The sequence below is a fragment of the Aurantiacibacter xanthus genome (assembly GCF_003584015.1).
GTDB lineage: Bacteria > Pseudomonadota > Alphaproteobacteria > Sphingomonadales > Sphingomonadaceae > Alteraurantiacibacter > Alteraurantiacibacter xanthus.
The window spans coordinates 41,260-56,818 of sequence record NZ_QXFM01000113.1 but is presented as its reverse complement, the minus strand read 5'-3'; the positions used below and the strand labels follow the sequence as shown (position 1 = coordinate 56,818).

Below are 15,559 nucleotides of genomic sequence, written 5' to 3'. Positions count from 1 at the left end.
CCTTGCGGCTTGGTGTCGCGAATCTAGGTTGTGAGGGTTAAAATCGGGTTCACCCCGCTATCGGGTGTCCTGGCAGGGCTGGCTGGATCAGCCCGTAAATGACCCATAGGCCTGCCAGCGAGATCGCCACGCCATAGGGAATCGTCAGCTTGTCCTTCTGGCGCCGTGCGACGTGCCACAGGCCCAGCCCGATGGTGAGCACGCCCCCCAGCAACGCCATCATCATCAGCAGCTTGAGGAACGAGGCTGGCGCGATCCACAAGGCCAGCGCGGTCAGCAGCTTGACGTCGCCGCCGCCCATCGCGCGGATCGCGAACAGCAGCGAGAGCACTGCGAATGTCGCCAGTGCCAGCCCCAGTTGCCAGGCGACATCGGGCCACAGCGCCATGCCGCTGGCAAACCAGTAAAGCGGCGCGCCGAGCGCGATGGCACCGTTCAGCCAGTTGGCGATGCGGCGACTGCGGATGTCGGTGAAGGCGGCAATCAGCAGTGCAATTGCCAAGGCGCACAGCAGTCCGTACTGGAATGGATCGTCAACCATCGTGCCCCCGTGGGTTCCCCTTGGGCACGGGTGCTAGCTCTTAGTGCTTACGAAACAGTAACCAAGCTCGGGAGGTCGCCATTCACCAGTCGCACCAAGCCGCCGCGTTCGACCGGCGCGCCATTCCGGCAGCGGCGAGCGAAACCATGTGGCATGCCGCCGATGGCCATCCCATCCGCCGGATCGATTGGCCTGCCCCGCCCGCCGGGGTGAAGCCGCGCGGACACCTGCTGTTCATGGCCGGGCGCGGCGATGCCTATGAGAAATATCTCGAAAGCTTCGAGCACTGGCGGCTGGCGGGCTGGCAGGTCAGCGCGGCTGACTGGCGCGGGCAGGGCGGCTCGGGGCGGCTGGGCCTGGGCGATGCGGGCCATATCGACGATTTCGGCATCTGGGTAAGCGATCTTGCCGCGCTCTGGGCCGACTGGGCCGAAGGGCGCGCGGGGCCGCTGGTGCTGGCGGGGCATTCGATGGGCGGTCATCTGGTGCTGCGCGCGGCGGTTGAAGGCGTGCTGAAGCCGCGTCCGGCGGCAGTGGTGCTGTCGGCGCCGATGCTCGACATCTTTCCCGAGCATCTGCCGCTGTTCGCCAAGCGGCTGGTGGCCGATGCGATGGTGCGGCTGGGCGATCCGCGCCGCGCGGCCTGGAAGATGAGCGAGAAGCCCGGCAGCAGGCCGAGCGCGCGCCAGTCGCTGCTCACGCACGACAAGGCGCGCTATGAGGACGAACACTTCTGGCGCGAGGCCCGCCCGGAGCTAAAACTGGGGCCGGGCAGCTGGGGCTGGCTGGCGGCGGCGACGCGCTCGACCGGCAAGCTGTTTGCGCCCGGTGCGCTTGAGAGTTTGGATGTGCCGGTGATGATCGTAGCCGCCGCGACCGACAAGCTCGTCAGTCCCGCCGCGATCCGCGTGGCCGCGCGGCGGCTGCCCGATGCGCAGCTGCTCGAATTCGGGCCGGAGGCGCACCACGAAATCCTGCGCGAGGTCGATCCGGTGCGCAATCGGGCGCTGGCCGCGATCGACGACTTCCTCGCGCGGCGAACCACGAACAAGGAATAGCAGCAGAAATGAGCGCGCTTGATTGCGACATTCTGGTCGTCGGGGCCGGAATTGCCGGGGCGAGTATCGCCGCCGAACTGGCCGAACACGGCGCGGGCCGGGTGGTGGTGGTCGAGGCCGAGAGCCAGCCGGGCTATCACACCACTGGTCGCTCCGCCGCGTTCTGGGAGGAGTGCTATGGCGGGCCGGAGATCGTTCCGCTGACCATGGCCTCGGGCAAGGCGCTGCGCGAGGGCGGCTTTCTCACCCCGCGCGGGGCGCTCTATCTTTCGCGTGAGCAGGACCGTGCGGCGGTCGATGCCTTCATGGAGCGCTTTGCCGATAGCGGCGTGACCATCGAGCGGATCGGCGGCGAGGCGATTCGCGCCATCGTGCCGGGAATTCGGCCTGAGTGGAACCTCGCGATCACCCAGCCGCATTGCGCCGATATCGACGTGGCGGGCCTGCATCAGCAGTTCCTCGCCCGTGCGCGCGCTGGCGGGGTGGAAATCCGCACCCATCATCGCCTGCATCGGGCGGAACGCGAGGGGGGCGGCTGGCTTGCCGATCTCGGCGCGGCGGGCGAACTGCGCGCCGGCGTGATCGTCAATGCCGCCGGGGCCTGGGCCGACGAGGTCGCCAGCGCCTGCGGTGCCCGACCGCTCGGGATCACGCCCTTGCGCCGCACCATCGCGCAATTGCGCTGTGCCCCGGCAGTGCCGCCCGAGCTTCCGGTGGTGCTCGATCTGGCGGGCCGCTTCTATTTCAAGCCCGAGGGGGGCAAGTTGTGGCTCAGCCCGCATGACGAGACGCCGAGCGAGCCGTGCGACGCCGCGCCCGAAGAGCTGGACGTGGCCATTGCCATCGACCGGTTCGAACAGGTGGTCGACTGGCGCATCGAGGCGGTCGAGCACAAGTGGGCAGGCCTCAGGAGCTTCGCCCCCGACCGTGCACCGGTCTATGGGTTCGACGCTCGGCAGGAGGGCTTTTTCTGGTACGCGGGGCAGGGCGGCTACGGCATCCAGACGGCCCCTGCGGGAGCACGGCTGGGCGCACAGTTGCTGCTGGGCCGCGAGGCCGATGCGATGACGCAGGGCATCGATCCGGCGCCCTACGCAGCGGCCCGCTTCGGCTAGCCAGCGGCTTGCGAAATGTTATAGTTCGTCTGCCCTTAGCAAAGAGAGGACAAGTTCGTGGCTCACCACTTCGAAATCTACAAGGATAAGGCCGGAGAATTCCGGGTCCGCTTCAAGTACAATTCGGAAATCATGTTCTCGACCGAAGGCTATGCTTCCAAGGCAAGCGCGAAGAATGCCATCGAATCGATCAAGCAGAACGGCCCCAAGGCCGAGGTCGTCGATAACTCCGACGCCTGATTAACAGCCCCGGATCCGATTTATCGAGCGGAGTCGGCCGCGTCGCTCGCGAGGCGATCGACCCGCTCGTTCTCCACATGGCCCGAGTGGCCGCGCACCCAGATCCATTCGATCTCGTGGACACGGGCGGCCTCGATCAGGTCATGCCACAGGTCGGCATTGCGCACCGGCTTCTTGCTGGCATTGATCCAGCCGCGCTTCTGCCAGCCGTGAATCCACTTGGTCATGCCGTCGATGACATAGCGGCTGTCGGTGTGCAGGCGCACGTGGCACGGTTCGATCAGCGCACCGAGCGCGCGCAGCACGGCGGTCATTTCCATCCGGTTGTTGGTGGTGTCGGGCTCGCTGCCCGACAGCTCCTTCTCGTGCGGGCCCATCCTGAGCAGCGCGCCCCAGCCGCCGGGGCCGGGATTGCCCTTGCAGGCGCCATCGGTGAAAATCTCGACTTCTTTCATGCCGTAAACACTTCTTTGCCTTCGCGCCGATAGAACTCCAGCCGGCGCACAAAGGCCATCGGGTCCTTGCGCGTGACCAGAGCATCGGCGGGCGTCTCGATCCAGTCCTGCGCGCGGCTGGAGACGAAGCGCAGCGCCGCACCTTGCGCGAGCAAAGGCAGGGCCTCCCGCTCGTCGCTGCCAAGTTTGCGCACCGATTCATAGCCTTGCACCAGCGCCTGCCCGATTTCGGGACGATAGCTGCGCCCGTCGGCGGAGAAGCTCCAGGCCGCGTGCGTCACGGCCAGATCGTAGGCCATGGCGTCGGTGCAGGCGAAGTAGAAGTCGATCAGCGCGCAGACCTCGTCGCCGCGCATCAGCACGTTGTCGGGGAACAGGTCGGAGTGGATGATCGCGCGCGGCAGGTCGGCGGGCCAGCTTTCCGCCACGGCGCGCGCCTCGGCGATGGTGGCGGGCAGCGCGGGGTCGATTTCGGCCAGCGCCGCCTCGCCGCAGTCGCCCAGCACCTGGGCGGAGGTCTCGGGGCCCAGCGTGTTGGCGCGGCTCGCGGCAAAGCTCTCCGAGGCAAGGTGCATCCTGGCCAGCACCGCGCCGACATGAAAGGCCTGCCCTTGCGTAGGATGGTCGACCGAGACGCCGGGCAGGAACTCGATCAGCGCCACGGCCTTGCCGTCAAGCCAGCGGAACGACGCGCCCTCACGGTCGTGGATCGTGCGCGGCACGGGACAGCCTTGCGCGGCCAGATGGTCAAGCAGGTCGAGGAAGAACGGCAGGTCGGAAAGCTCGATCCGCTTCTCGTACATGGTGAGGATGAAGCGCGCGCCTGCGCCATCCCTGCCGGTCGTGTCGATCAGCCAGTTGGAATTGGACACGCCCTCGGCAATGCCCTTGGCCGAGACCAGCTCGCCCACGTCGTAGTGCGCGATCAGCTCGGCGAGCGTCTCGGCGGAAAGCTGCGTATAAACGGCCAAGATGGAAGTCCCTATTCGCTGTCGGCGAGTTCGCGCGGCAGCTTGAACACCATCTTTTCCTCGGCGGAAACGAGCGTGCGCTCTTCCACCGCGCGCCATTCGCCGAGCCGCTCGATCACCTCGCGCACCAGCCGCTCGGGCGCGGAGGCCCCGGCGGTGACGCCCACGGTGCCGACGCCGTCGAGCCATTCGGGCAGGATTTCGTCGGCGCGCTGGATCAGCTTCGCCTCGGTGCCGCAACGTTCGGCCACCTCGACCAGCCGCAGCGAATTGGACGAATTGGGCGCGCCGATCACCAGCACCAGATCGCTCGCCGGGGCGATCCGCTTGACCGCTGCCTGCCGGTTGGAGGTGGCATAGCAGATGTCTTCCGCCTTGGGCCCGGCGATCTCGGGATAGCGCGCTTCGAGCGCGGCGATGATCTCGGCGGTGTCGTCGACCGAGAGTGTGGTCTGGCTGAGATAGGCGAGCGGAACGTCCTTCGCGAAGGGCAGGGCAGCCACGTCCGCCACCGTTTCCACCAGCGTCATCTCACCCGGCTCGACCTGACCCATGGTGCCGATCACCTCGGGGTGGCCCTCATGGCCGATGAAGATGATGTGGCGGCCCTTTTCGATCTGGCGTTCGGCCTGGCGGTGGACCTTGCTCACCAGCGGGCAGGTGGCGTCGAGATAGGTCAGCTCGCGCCGCTCGGCTTCTGCCGGGACGGATTTGGGCACGCCGTGCGCGCTGAACACCACGTGGCCATCGGCGGGCACCTCGTCCAGCTCCTCCACGAACACCGCGCCCTTGGCGCGCAGGTTCTCGACCACATATTTGTTGTGGACGATCTCGTGGCGGACATAGACCGGCGCGCCATAGCGCTGAAGCGCGCGCTCGACGATCTCGATGGCGCGGTCGACCCCGGCGCAGAAACCGCGCGGTGCGGCAATCAGCGCGATCAGTGCGGGCTTGGCCGCGTCGTCGGGCGAGGGGCTTGGAAAGGGGGCGTTCATATCCGGGCCTCTAGCGCTTGTGACCGCGCGGCGAAAGAGTTAGGGCACCCGCCACAAGCATATGCGAGGACATTCGATGCATCCGAGGATTATCGCCACCGGCGCTTTGGCCGCACTTCTGGCTCTGGCCGGCTGCCGGAGCGAGGGCGATATCGTGATCGAGCAGGGCGTCGGCATCACCGCGCTGCGCTCGACCTGCCCGGCGGTGGGCGTGCCGATCTACACCGGCGACATCACCACCTTCACCCCCGCCGATGCGCGCACGCTCGATGCCATGGACGTGACCGCCTATATCACCAATGTGCGCTCCACCTGCGACGAGAATGGCGGTCAGGTGTTTACCTCGGCCACATTCGATGTGATCGCCAGCCGCGAGGATACGGCGGGCGCGCGCACGGTCGAGCTGCCCTATTTCTCCACCGTGGTGCGCGGAAACGACAATGTCGTGGCCAAGCGCGTGGGCACGGTGCAGCTGACCTTTGCCGACGGACAGGCGCGCGCGCAGGCGAGCGGCAGTGCCGAGGCATGGGTCGACCGGGCCGAGGCAACTCTGCCCGACGACATTCGCGAGCGGATCACCCGCAAGCGCCGCGCGGGTGAGGATTCGGCCGCCATCGATCCGCTGACCGAGCCCGATGTGCGCGCCGCCGTGGCCAAGGCCACGTTCGAGCTGCTGATCGGCTTCCAGCTGACCGAAGAGCAACTCGCCTACAACGCTACGCGATAGGGCAGGGCGCTAACGCCCGCTGGATATGGACGCGCGGTTGGGCTAACGGCGCGCCATGTCGGATATCCAAACGCTCTATGCCGCCTTTGCGGCCCGTATCGATGCCGTGCTCTCGGCGCTTGAAGCCGAAGCCGTGCTGCCCGCAGGCGTAAGCCGCGCCAATGTCGCGGTGGAGCCGCCGCGCGACCCGTCGCATGGCGATCTTGCAACCAATGCCGCGATGGTGCTGGCCAAGCCCGCCGCCACCAATCCGCGCGCGCTGGCGGAGAAGATCGTCGAGCACCTGCGCCGCGATCCGGCGATTGTCTCGGCCGAAATTGCGGGGCCGGGCTTCATCAACCTGCGGCTGGACCGCAAGGCCTGGGAAGACGAGCTGGCCGCGATCGCCAGTCTGGGCAGCGACTATGGCCGTTCGGTGATGGGCGAGGGCACGCGGGTCAACGTCGAATATGTCTCGGCCAATCCGACCGGGCCGATGCACATGGGCCACTGCCGCGGCGCGGTGGTGGGCGATGCGCTGGCCAACCTGCTCGAATATGCCGGGCACGCGGTGACCAAGGAATATTACGTCAACGACGCGGGCAGTCAGGTCGATACGCTCGCCCGCTCGGCACACCTGCGCTATCGCGAGGCGCTGGGCGAGGACATCGGCGAGATCCCGGCCGGGATGTATCCGGGCGAATACCTCAAGCCCATCGGCAAGCTGCTGGCCGAGGAATTCGGCGACACCTATCGCGATGCGCCCGAAAGCGAGTGGCTGCTGCTGTTCCGCGGCAAGGCGGTCGCGGCGATGATGGACCAGATTCGCGCCGATCTTGCCATGCTCGGCATTCAGCACGATGTGTTCTCGTCGGAGGCCGAACTGCAGGCTGCGGGCAAGCCCGAAGAAGCCGAAGCGTGGCTGCGCGCGCATGATCTCGTTTACGATGGCGTGCTCGAAGCGCCCAAGGGCAAGGCCCCGCCGGAAGACTGGGAGCCGGTCGAGCTGCCGCTGTTCCGCAGCACCAAGTTCGGCGACGATCAGGACCGCCCGATCAAGAAGAGCGACGGCAAGTGGACCTATTTCGGCGCCGACCTCGCCTATCACATGCAGAAGGCCGAAAGCGCCGACGCGCTGATTGACATCTGGGGCGCCGACCATGCCGGCACGGTCAAGCGCATCAAGGCCGCCGTCGCCGCGCTGGCCGAGGGCGAGGGCAAGGTGATCCCGTTCGACGTCAAGCTGGTGCAGATGGTGCAGCTGCTGCGCGACGGTGAACCTGCGAAAATGTCCAAGCGCTCCGGCAACTTCGTCACCATTGCCGATATGGTGGAGGAAGTGGGCAAGGACGTGGTCCGCTTCTCGATGCTGACCCGCAAGCCCGATGCCCAGATGGACTTCGACTTCGTGAAGGTGGTCGAGACCAGCAAGGACAACCCGGTGTTCTACGTCCAGTACGCCCATGCCCGGATCTGCTCGATCCTGCGCCGCGCGGCGGGCGAAGGTGTTGAGCCGCTGTCCGATCAGGCGGCGCTGCTGGGCGAGGACGAACTGGCGCTGATCAAGCTCGCCGCGCAGTTCCCGCGCGAGGTCGAGGCGGCGGCGCGCGCGCGTGAGCCGCACCGCATCGCTTTTTACCTCTACGAACTGGCCGGGGCGCTCCATGGCTGGTGGAACATGGGCAACGACGATCCGGAAAAACGCATCATTGTGGCACAGAAATTAACCCTTTCGGGGGCAAGGCTTTTCCTCGCCCTGCAGATTGGGCAGGTTATCCGCAATGGGCTGGCGATCCTCGGGGTCGAGGCGGTGGAGGAGTTGTAAGGCAATGCAGAGTGGTGGTGGTGATCGGAACAATAAGGGCTTTGCCGATCATCTGGGCAACGTCGATGGCGACAACGGCGTCGGGCGCGTGATCGGGCAGGATCAGACGCCGGAACAGACGCCGGAGCAGCCGCTGACGCAGCCCGACCATTCCGATGCCATGCCCGAAGAACCGCTGATGCTGGCCGATATGGACGAGCGGCTGCCGTGGCTCGAATCGGATGACGACCATGACGAGGGCGGCGTCGATGTCGGTCGGCTGGTGGCGCTGGCGGTGGTGGCCTTGGCGGCCCTGCTTGGCCTGCTCGCGCTGCTGTGGTTCCTGTCGCAGCCGGCCAAGGACGAGGGTCTGCAACCCGAAGGCACCACGATTACCGCGCCGGAAGAGCCCTATCGCACCGCTCCCGACAATCCCGGCGGCTCCGAAGTGGCGGGCACCGGCGACATGAGTTTCGAGGTGGGTGAGGGGCAGAGCCGCGATTCGCAGCTCGCCAGCACCGACAGCAGCCCGACCCCTAGCATCGACCGCACGCAGGCCGCAGCGACTGCCAGCGCGACGCCAACCCCGCCCCCTTCGCCCACCGCCACCGCGAGCAGCGTGAGCGGGGTGCCGATTCAGGTCGCCGCCTATTCCAGCCGCGCGCGGGCCGAGCAGGGCTGGAACGATGTGCGCAACCGCTACGAGGCGCTGACGGGCCTCAGCCACCGGATCGAGGAAGCCGTTGTCGACGGGGCGACCGTTTACCGTTTGCAGGCGATGGCCAGCTCGACCTCGGCGGCCGAGGGGGCCTGTCGTTCGATCCGCGCTGCCGGTGGCGATTGCCAGGTGAAGCGCTAAGGATCGTGTGAGGCGGGGACTTTTCCCCGCCCGCACCGTCTGCCCCCTTGCCGAGCCAGCCGCTTTTGTGCGTAAGCTGGCGGCATGATCCCGGCTATTTTCGGCTGTTCCGGTCTTTCGTTGACCGATGATGAGCGCGCTTTCTTCCGCGATTGCGACCCGGCGGGCTATGTCCTGTTCGGCCGCAATATCGAAAGCCGTGAGCAACTGCGCGCGCTGACCGACGAGCTGCGCAGCCTGCATGGGCGCGATCGGCTGTTCATCTCCATCGATCAGGAGGGCGGGCGCGTTTCGCGCATGAAGCCGCCGGTCTGGGCCGCGTTCCCGCCGGGTGCGCGCTTTGCCGAGCTTTACGATGTGGCCCCCGCCAGTGCCATCGAGGCCGCCCGCGCCAATGCCGAGGCGCTGGCGCTCGATCTGGCCGAGGTCGGGATAACGGTCGACTTCCTTCCCTTGCTCGACGTGCGGCAGGAGGGCGCGCACGACGTGATCGGCGACCGCGCGCTGGGCAGCGAGCCGCTGCGGGTCGCCGCTCTGGGCCGCGCGATTCTCGATGGGCTCGCGCGCGGCGGGGTGACCGGCTGCGTGAAGCATATGCCGGGCCATGGCCGGGCCATGGTCGACAGTCACAAGGATCTGCCGGTGGTCGAGGCCCGCGCCGAGGAGCTGGAAACCGACCTCGCGCCGTTCCGCCGCCTTGCCGATGCGCCGATCGCGATGTCGGCGCACATCCGCTACACGGCGTGGGATGCGGACAATCCGGCCACGCTCTCGCGCACAGTGATCGAGGAGATCATTCGCGGCGAGATCGGCTTTGGCGGACTGCTGCTGACCGACGATGTCGACATGGAGGCGCTCTCGGGCAGCGTGCCCGAACGCGCCGGGCGGGCGATTGTGGCGGGCTGCGACGTGGTGCTCAACTGCTGGGCGAAGATGGACGATATGCGCGGTATCGCCGAGCGTGTGCCGACGATTAGTGACGCGGCCCACGCAAGGCTCGATGCGGCGCTGGCTGTGCCGCAGGTGCCCGATTTCTCCCGCCGAGGAGACCTGTTGGCCAAGCGCGACAGCCTGCTGGCGCTGACCGAGGCGAATGCGTGAAACGTGGGCGCTCCCACTCTCCCCTCCCGTTCACGGGAGGGGCCGGGGGTGGGCATGGGCCCGCAGGGCCCACCCCGCTGCGACTAGCCAGCAAGCTGCCAAGTCTCGCTGCCCCTCCCGCAGGCGGGAGGGGAGGGTAGCGCGATGACCGAGGCTGCTCACAACGAAGACGCGCTCTACCTCGAACTCGATGGCTGGGAAGGGCCGCTCGACCTCCTGCTTGACCTCGCCCGGCGGCAGAAAGTCGACCTGAAGGCGATCTCGATCCTCGAACTGGTCGACCAGTACATCGCCTATATCGAGCAGGCCGAGGCGCTGAAGCTGGAGATCGCCGCCGACTATCTGGTGATGGCCTCGTGGCTGGCCTACCTCAAAAGCGCGCTGCTGCTCCCGCGCGAGGAGCAGGAAGACCCGAGCCCGGAAGAGCTGGCACTCCGGCTGCAACTGCGGCTGCAACGGCTGGGCGCGATGCGCGAGGCGGCGGCGCGGCTGATGGCGGGCGACCGGCTGGGCCGCGACGTTTTCGCTCGCGGTGCGCCCGAGGGGCTGCGCGTGCTCACCAAGAGCGCCTGGACCTGCGACTGGTACGACCTCATCAACGCCTATGGCCAGGTCAAGCTGCGCAACCAGCCGGTGGTGCACATGGTGCGCGAACGCCCGGTGATGAGCCTCGAAGCGGCCATCGACCGGGTGGCGGCAATGCTCGGGGTGACGCGCGACTGGCTCGAACTGCGCTCGATGCTGCCCGCCCATGCCGATCCGCGCCTCAAACGCTCGGCGCTCGCCTCCAGTTTCGTCGCCGCGCTCGAGCTGGCGCGCACAGGCCGGGCTGAACTGCGGCAGGAGGCGACCTTCGGCCCGATCCACCTGCGCCGGATGGCCTCATGAGCGAGGATAATGCCCCCGACGATCTCGTCCGCGCCGTCGAGGCCTGCCTGTTCGCGGCGGAGGAGCCGCTGACGAAAGATCAGATCGCGACTCACCTCGAAGGGGCGGAGGTCGGCCCGGCGCTGGCCGAGCTGGCCGAACACTATGCCCAGCGCGGCGTGCGGCTGGTCGAGCGAGGCGGGCGCTGGCAGTTCCAGACCGCGCCCGATCTTGCCCACCTGCTGCGGCGCGAGCGCGAGCAGGTCCGCCGCCTGAGTCGCGCCGCGACCGAGCTGCTCGCCATCGTCGCCTATCACGAGCCGGTCAGCCGCGCCGAGATCGAGGCGATCCGCGGGGTGCAGACCTCATCGGGCACGCTCGACGTGCTGATGGAGGCGGGCTGGGTGCGCTCGGTGGGGCGGCGCGAGGTGCCGGGCAGGCCGCTGATCTATGCCACGACTCCAGAGTTTCTCAGCCATTTCGGCCTTGCCAGCCGCCGCGATCTGCCCGGTATCGACGAGCTGAAGGCAGCGGGCCTGCTCGATCCGGTCGACGAGGCCTACGACGAGATGATGGGGGCGGATGAGGACAGTGGCAGCGATCCGGACGCGGGCGAGGATTCTTCGTCCTGAGCATTTGCAGCGCTGGTCATGCCGCTTTCGCGCCTCTATAGAGGGGGCGTCCTCAAACCGAAGAGTTGTCTCATGGGTCTTAGTGTCTGGCAGATTGCTATCATCGCCGTTGTCGTGCTCGTCCTGTTCGGGCGTGGCCGCATTTCCGAAATGATGGGAGATTTCGGCAAGGGCATTTCCAGCTTCAAGAAGGGCATGAACGAAGAGGCCGACAGGCCTGCCGAGAAGCCCGCCGGTCAGATCGGCGCGCCTTCTGCCAATGGCACCGGGGAACCGGTCGACAGCGCCAAGGCGACCGACAAGTCGGCGTCCTGATTTGCGAAGCGGCGTGAAGGTCCGCTGACATGTTCGACATCGGTGCTTCAGAACTGCTCGTCATCGTCATTGTGGCGGTGATCGTGATCGGTCCCAAGGACCTGCCGCTCGCCATGCGCACGGCCGGGCGGTGGATCGGGAAGATGCGCAAGATTTCCGGCCATTTCCGCAGCGGTATCGACGCCATGGTGCGCGAGGCCGAGCTGGAGGAGATGGAGAAGAAGTGGAAAGAGCAGAACGCCCGCATCATGCGTGAGCATCCGCAGGGCGGCCCCGCCGAGATGCAGCCGACCGGCGCCTATCCGCCCCCGGCCGCGGATCCGCCCCCTGCTTCGGCCGAAAGCGCCAAGCCGGTGGAATCTGCACCCACTCCTGCGCCCGAGAGCGCCGCCAAGCCGGGCGATCAGGCCTGACCATGGCGTTTTCGATCAAGGATCTCGACGACACGCAGGCTCCGTTGCTCGAACACCTGATCGAGCTGCGCGGGCGGCTGGTGCGGGCGCTGATCGCCTTTTCCATCGCCTTCTGCATCTGTTTCTACTTCGCCGATCCGATCCTCGGCTTCCTGATCCAGCCCTTGAAAAACGCCTTCCCCAATGGCGAGGGGCAGCTGATCTTCACCAAGCTTTACGAGGTGTTCTTCGTCGAGCTGAAGGTGGCGGTGTTCGCCGGGTTCTGTCTCAGCTTTCCGGTCATCGCCAACCAGATCTGGGCCTTCGTCGCGCCGGGGCTCTATGCGCGCGAGAAGAAGGCCTTTCTGCCGTTCCTGATTGCCACCCCGGTGCTGTTCATCATGGGCGCGGCGCTGGCTTACTATGTGGTGATGCCCACGGCCTTCACCTGGTTCCTCGGCTTTCAGGGTGAGGCGGGCGGCCTCAAGATCGAGGCGCTGCCGAGCGCGAACGAATACCTCTCGCTGGTGATGCAGTTCATCCTCGCCTTCGGGGCGAGCTTCCTCTTGCCGGTGCTGCTGATGTTGCTGCACACCGCAGGTATTCTCGAACGCGCGCAGCTGGCCAAGGCGCGCCGCTATGTGATCGTGGCGGTGTTCGCGGTGGCCGCGATCATCACGCCGCCCGATCCGGGCTCGCAGCTGCTGCTGGCGATCCCGCTGCTGATCCTGTTCGAAGGCTCGCTGTTGCTGATGCGCCTGGTTGAGAAGAAGCGCGCAGCCGAGGGCGAGGCAGAGCCGGAGGCCGAGTCCCCGGCCAGCGCCGAGCAACCCACCCCCGAATTCGGCGACCGCGACCTGCGCTGATTACTGCGCCGGGAACACCCGCCGTCCCGCCACCCAGGTCTGCAACACGCGGGTGGTGCGCAGCTCCTCGGGCGAGGTCAGCAGCGGGTCGTTATCGAGCACCACGAAGTCGGCGCGCTCGCCCACCTGCAGGCTGCCGAAGCGGCCCTCGGCATATCCGGCATAGGCTCCGGCGGCGGTATAGGCGGCCAGCGCCTGTTCGCGGGTCACGCGCTGCTCGGGCATCCAGCCGCCCGCTGGCTCGCCCGCTGCATCCTGCCGGGAGATCGCCGTGGCAAGGCCAGCCAGCACGTCCACCGGCTCTACCGGCGCGTCACTCCCGAAGGCGAGCAGTGCGCCCGCATCGGCGAGCGAGCGCCAGGCATAGGCACCCGCCAGCCGGTCGGGCCCGACTCGCACCTCCGCCATCAGCCGGTCCGAAGCCATGTGCACGGGCTGCATCGAGGCGATCACGCCATGCTGGCCGAACCGGGCAATATCTGCGGGGTCGACGATCTGCGCGTGTTCGATGCGCCAGCGCCGTTCGCCCGGATATTCGGCGGCGAGTTCGTCGATGGCGGCCAGCGCCTCGTCGTTGGCGGCATCGCCGATGGCGTGGATCGCCACCTGAAAGTCGTCGAGCGCGGCGCGGCTCATGATGTTGCGCAGCTGGGTGCCGCTGGTCACATCAATCCCGAGGTTGGCCGGATCGTCGGCATAGCCGGTCTTCAGACGTGCCCCGCGCGAGCCGAGCGCGCCATCGAGCCAGACCTTGATCCCGCCCATGCGCAGCTTGTCGTCATAGAGCCACAGCGTCGGCCCGGTGCCGCCGATCAGCAGCATCTCTTCAAGATCGCCCGCATAGGCCATGATCCGCATCTGCAACCAGCCGGCATCGCCCGCGCGGCGATAGCTCATCCAGTCGGCAAGGCTGGTGCCCATGTCGGCGACGGCGGTGATCCCGTGCTCGAAAAAGATCTTCTGCGCCGCGAACAGCGCCTGCTCGCGGTCTTCCGGCAGCGGCGGCGGCACCGCCTGATCGACCGGAGCCATCGCCGCGTCGATCAGTACGCCGGCTGGCTGGCGGCCATTGCCCAGGCGCAGGATGCGTCCGCCCGCCGGATCGCGCGTCTGCGCGGTGATCTCGGCGGCGGCCAATGCGGCGGAGTTGGCCCAACCGGCATGGCCGTCGATCCGGCTCAGCCAGACCGGGCGGTCGCCGACCACGGCGTCGAGTTCGGCGGCGGTGGGATAGCGGCCGAGGCCCCATTGCTCCTGATTCCAGCCGTGCCCGAGCAGCCACGGGCGCTCGGGATACTTGGCAGCATAGTCCGCGATCAGCGCCAGCGCCTCTTCCAGCGAACGGGTTTGCGAGAGGTCGAGCGTCATCGTGCCGAGGCCGAGCCCCATCACATGCGCATGGCTATCAATGAAGCCGGGCACCACGTGTGCGCCCTTCATGTCTTCGAGATAGTCGACCTTGCCCTCGGGCCCGTCGCCGAAGTCGAGCAATTCGGTGATCCGCCCCTCGTCGTTCACCACCATGGCGGCGAAGCGCTTGACCTTGCCCTCGGGCGTGATCGAGATGCCATCGACATTCTCGAACAAAGTATCGGCCAGCGCGGGCGAGGGGGCGAGGGCCAGCGCGATGGCGGAAGCCAGCAGCAGGCGCTTCATCGCGTCGCCTCCGGCAGGTGGCGGATCAGCGCGGAGGTGTCCTGCCGCGCGCCGCCCTGGGCCTGCACCTGCGCATAGAACTGGTCGACCAGCGCGGTGATCGGCAGCGACAGGCCCGCGTCCTTCGCCTCGGCCAGCGCGATGGCGAGATCCTTGCGCATCCAGTCGATGGCGAAGCCGAAGTCGAACTCGCCTGCGGCCATCGTGGCCCAGCGGTTTTCCATCTGCCAGCTCTGCGCCGCGCCGCCTGCAATCGCTTCCAGAACCTTGTCCATCGCCAGCCCCTCGGCCTGCGCCAGCCGGACAGCTTCGGACAGACCCGCCAGCACGCCCGCGATGCAGACCTGATTGACCGCCTTGGTTGCCTGCCCCGCGCCTGCCGCTCCGACATGAACGATGCGGGCGGCATAGGCCTCGATCACCGGTCGCGCGGCGGCCATCGCCGCATCGGACCCGCCGCACATGATCGAGAGCTTGCCGTTCTCCGCGCCTGCCTGTCCGCCCGAAACCGGCGCATCGAGAGCGAGGACCCCGCAGCTTTCCGCCTCCGCAGCAATGGTGCGGGCGATGGCGGGCGAAACCGTCGTATGATCGACGAACACGGCGCCGTCGCGCATCGCCTTCAGCGCGCCCTCATCGCCCAGCATCACGGCGGCAAGGTCGTTATCGTTGCCGAGACAGGCGAGCACCACGTCCTGCCCCTGCGCGGCTTCGGCGGGCGTTGCGGCTACCTGCACGGCAAGGCCTTCGTCTGCCAGCTTCGCCTGCCATGCTTCGGCGCGGGCAGCGGTGCGGTTAAAAACGGTGACCTGATGGCCGGCGCGGGCGAGGTGGGCTGCCATCGGCGCGCCCATCACGCCGAGGCCCAGAAAGGCGACTTTGCTCATGCGCACAGCCCTGCCGCGCTTCGCCGCGATGCGCAATCTTTGCCTTGCTCCATGCGTTCACCTATTTCCTTTGCCTGCCATTTCGGTCTAGGCGCTCCG

18 protein-coding genes are annotated in these 15,559 nt (G+C 67.3%); 12 read left to right on the top strand and 6 right to left on the bottom strand.

Features of this window, described 5'->3' with window-relative positions:
- Nucleotides 1-49 precede the first annotated feature (49 nt).
- Nucleotides 50-541, bottom strand: a complete 492-nt coding sequence (locus D2V17_RS13540) for an A24 family peptidase (protein WP_119593337.1) — start codon at nt 539-541, stop codon at nt 50-52.
- Nucleotides 542-687: 146 nt separating this feature from the next.
- Between D2V17_RS13540 and D2V17_RS13535 the strand changes: the two genes are divergently transcribed.
- The 3 genes from D2V17_RS13535 to D2V17_RS13525 are packed head-to-tail and all read left to right on the top strand — an operon-like array spanning nt 688 to nt 2,954.
- Entirely contained in the window at nt 688-1,599 is a 912-nt protein-coding gene (locus tag D2V17_RS13535) for an alpha/beta fold hydrolase (protein ID WP_119593336.1), read from the top strand.
- An 8-nt stretch (nt 1,600-1,607) separates the two neighbouring features.
- Nucleotides 1,608-2,714, top strand: a complete 1,107-nt coding sequence (locus D2V17_RS13530) for an NAD(P)/FAD-dependent oxidoreductase (protein ID WP_119593335.1) — start codon at nt 1,608-1,610, stop codon at nt 2,712-2,714.
- Between the two features lie 57 nt (nt 2,715-2,771).
- A complete protein-coding gene (locus tag D2V17_RS13525) occupies nt 2,772-2,954 on the top strand; it encodes a YegP family protein (RefSeq protein WP_119593334.1) in 183 nt (60 codons plus the stop codon).
- Nucleotides 2,955-2,974: 20 nt separating this feature from the next.
- Here D2V17_RS13525 and rnhA read toward each other — a convergent pair whose 3' ends face one another.
- Genes rnhA through ispH form a run of 3 tightly spaced genes read right to left on the bottom strand, consistent with a single transcriptional unit; the run spans nt 2,975 to nt 5,375 of the window.
- A complete protein-coding gene (rnhA, locus tag D2V17_RS13520) occupies nt 2,975-3,409 on the bottom strand; it encodes a ribonuclease HI (RefSeq protein WP_119593333.1) in 435 nt (144 codons plus the stop codon).
- Nucleotides 3,406-4,380 carry a homoserine kinase gene (gene thrB / locus D2V17_RS13515; RefSeq protein ID WP_119593332.1) on the bottom strand — a complete coding sequence of 325 codons (975 nt, stop codon included), beginning with the start codon at nt 4,378-4,380 and terminating at the stop codon, nt 3,406-3,408. The genes rnhA and thrB overlap by 4 nt, the downstream gene beginning before the upstream one ends.
- An 11-nt stretch (nt 4,381-4,391) precedes the next feature.
- Nucleotides 4,392-5,375, bottom strand: coding sequence for a 4-hydroxy-3-methylbut-2-enyl diphosphate reductase (ispH, locus tag D2V17_RS13510; protein WP_119593331.1), 984 nt, complete (start codon nt 5,373-5,375; stop codon nt 4,392-4,394).
- A 76-nt stretch (nt 5,376-5,451) separates the two neighbouring features.
- On the opposite strand from ispH, the gene D2V17_RS13505 reads away from it, so the two are divergent.
- From D2V17_RS13505 to tatC, 9 genes are all read left to right on the top strand, one after another.
- Entirely contained in the window at nt 5,452-6,102 is a 651-nt protein-coding gene (locus tag D2V17_RS13505) for a hypothetical protein (protein WP_119593330.1), read from the top strand.
- Between the two features lie 55 nt (nt 6,103-6,157).
- Nucleotides 6,158-7,906, top strand: a complete 1,749-nt coding sequence (argS, locus tag D2V17_RS13500) for an arginine--tRNA ligase (RefSeq protein WP_119593329.1) — start codon at nt 6,158-6,160, stop codon at nt 7,904-7,906.
- A gap of 4 nt (nt 7,907-7,910) precedes the next feature.
- Nucleotides 7,911-8,744, top strand: coding sequence for an SPOR domain-containing protein (locus D2V17_RS13495; protein WP_191229192.1), 834 nt, complete (start codon nt 7,911-7,913; stop codon nt 8,742-8,744).
- 84 nt (nt 8,745-8,828) lie between these two features.
- A complete protein-coding gene (nagZ, locus tag D2V17_RS13490; protein ID WP_119593327.1) occupies nt 8,829-9,845 on the top strand; it encodes a beta-N-acetylhexosaminidase in 1,017 nt (338 codons plus the stop codon).
- 144 nt (nt 9,846-9,989) lie between these two features.
- A complete protein-coding gene (locus D2V17_RS13485) occupies nt 9,990-10,733 on the top strand; it encodes a segregation and condensation protein A (protein ID WP_119593326.1) in 744 nt (247 codons plus the stop codon).
- A complete protein-coding gene (gene scpB / locus D2V17_RS13480; RefSeq protein WP_119593325.1) occupies nt 10,730-11,344 on the top strand; it encodes an SMC-Scp complex subunit ScpB in 615 nt (204 codons plus the stop codon). Before D2V17_RS13485 ends, scpB begins: the two co-directional genes overlap by 4 nt.
- A gap of 72 nt (nt 11,345-11,416) precedes the next feature.
- Nucleotides 11,417-11,659 carry a twin-arginine translocase TatA/TatE family subunit gene (gene tatA, locus D2V17_RS13475; RefSeq protein WP_119593324.1) on the top strand — a complete coding sequence of 81 codons (243 nt, stop codon included), beginning with the start codon at nt 11,417-11,419 and terminating at the stop codon, nt 11,657-11,659.
- A gap of 29 nt (nt 11,660-11,688) precedes the next feature.
- Nucleotides 11,689-12,072, top strand: coding sequence for a Sec-independent protein translocase protein TatB (tatB, locus tag D2V17_RS13470; protein ID WP_119593323.1), 384 nt, complete (start codon nt 11,689-11,691; stop codon nt 12,070-12,072).
- 2 nt (nt 12,073-12,074) lie between these two features.
- Nucleotides 12,075-12,917, top strand: coding sequence for a twin-arginine translocase subunit TatC (tatC, locus tag D2V17_RS13465; protein WP_119593322.1), 843 nt, complete (start codon nt 12,075-12,077; stop codon nt 12,915-12,917).
- Here tatC and D2V17_RS13460 read toward each other — a convergent pair whose 3' ends face one another.
- Together D2V17_RS13460 and D2V17_RS13455 are read right to left on the bottom strand one after the other, a co-directional pair.
- A complete protein-coding gene (locus D2V17_RS13460; RefSeq protein ID WP_119593321.1) occupies nt 12,918-14,573 on the bottom strand; it encodes an amidohydrolase in 1,656 nt (551 codons plus the stop codon).
- Nucleotides 14,570-15,490: an NAD(P)-dependent oxidoreductase gene (locus D2V17_RS13455; RefSeq protein ID WP_281270587.1), complete on the bottom strand. Its 921-nt coding sequence runs from the start codon at nt 15,488-15,490 to the stop codon at nt 14,570-14,572. Before D2V17_RS13455 ends, D2V17_RS13460 begins: the two co-directional genes overlap by 4 nt.
- Between the last annotated feature and the right edge of the window lie 69 nt (nt 15,491-15,559).

Excerpts from the sequence above, each read along its gene's own strand:
- nagZ (WP_119593327.1), top strand. The coding sequence starts at position 8,829 with ATGATCCCGGCTATTTTCGGCTGTTCCGGTCTTTCGTTGACCGATGAT.
- tatC (WP_119593322.1), top strand. The coding sequence starts at position 12,075 with ATGGCGTTTTCGATCAAGGATCTCGACGACACGCAGGCTCCGTTGCTC.
- D2V17_RS13505 (WP_119593330.1), top strand. The coding sequence starts at position 5,452 with ATGCATCCGAGGATTATCGCCACCGGCGCTTTGGCCGCACTTCTGGCT.
- D2V17_RS13530 (WP_119593335.1), top strand. The coding sequence starts at position 1,608 with ATGAGCGCGCTTGATTGCGACATTCTGGTCGTCGGGGCCGGAATTGCC.
- tatA (WP_119593324.1), top strand. The coding sequence starts at position 11,417 with ATGGGTCTTAGTGTCTGGCAGATTGCTATCATCGCCGTTGTCGTGCTC.
- argS (WP_119593329.1), top strand. The coding sequence starts at position 6,158 with ATGTCGGATATCCAAACGCTCTATGCCGCCTTTGCGGCCCGTATCGAT.
- D2V17_RS13540 (WP_119593337.1), bottom strand. The coding sequence starts at position 541 with ATGGTTGACGATCCATTCCAGTACGGACTGCTGTGCGCCTTGGCAATT.
- rnhA (WP_119593333.1), bottom strand. The coding sequence starts at position 3,409 with ATGAAAGAAGTCGAGATTTTCACCGATGGCGCCTGCAAGGGCAATCCC.
- D2V17_RS13535 (WP_119593336.1), top strand. The coding sequence starts at position 688 with ATGTGGCATGCCGCCGATGGCCATCCCATCCGCCGGATCGATTGGCCT.
- D2V17_RS13460 (WP_119593321.1), bottom strand. The coding sequence starts at position 14,573 with ATGAAGCGCCTGCTGCTGGCTTCCGCCATCGCGCTGGCCCTCGCCCCC.
- D2V17_RS13495 (WP_191229192.1), top strand. The coding sequence starts at position 7,911 with ATGCAGAGTGGTGGTGGTGATCGGAACAATAAGGGCTTTGCCGATCAT.
- tatB (WP_119593323.1), top strand. The coding sequence starts at position 11,689 with ATGTTCGACATCGGTGCTTCAGAACTGCTCGTCATCGTCATTGTGGCG.
- scpB (WP_119593325.1), top strand. The coding sequence starts at position 10,730 with ATGAGCGAGGATAATGCCCCCGACGATCTCGTCCGCGCCGTCGAGGCC.
- ispH (WP_119593331.1), bottom strand. The coding sequence starts at position 5,375 with ATGAACGCCCCCTTTCCAAGCCCCTCGCCCGACGACGCGGCCAAGCCC.
- D2V17_RS13485 (WP_119593326.1), top strand. The coding sequence starts at position 9,990 with ATGACCGAGGCTGCTCACAACGAAGACGCGCTCTACCTCGAACTCGAT.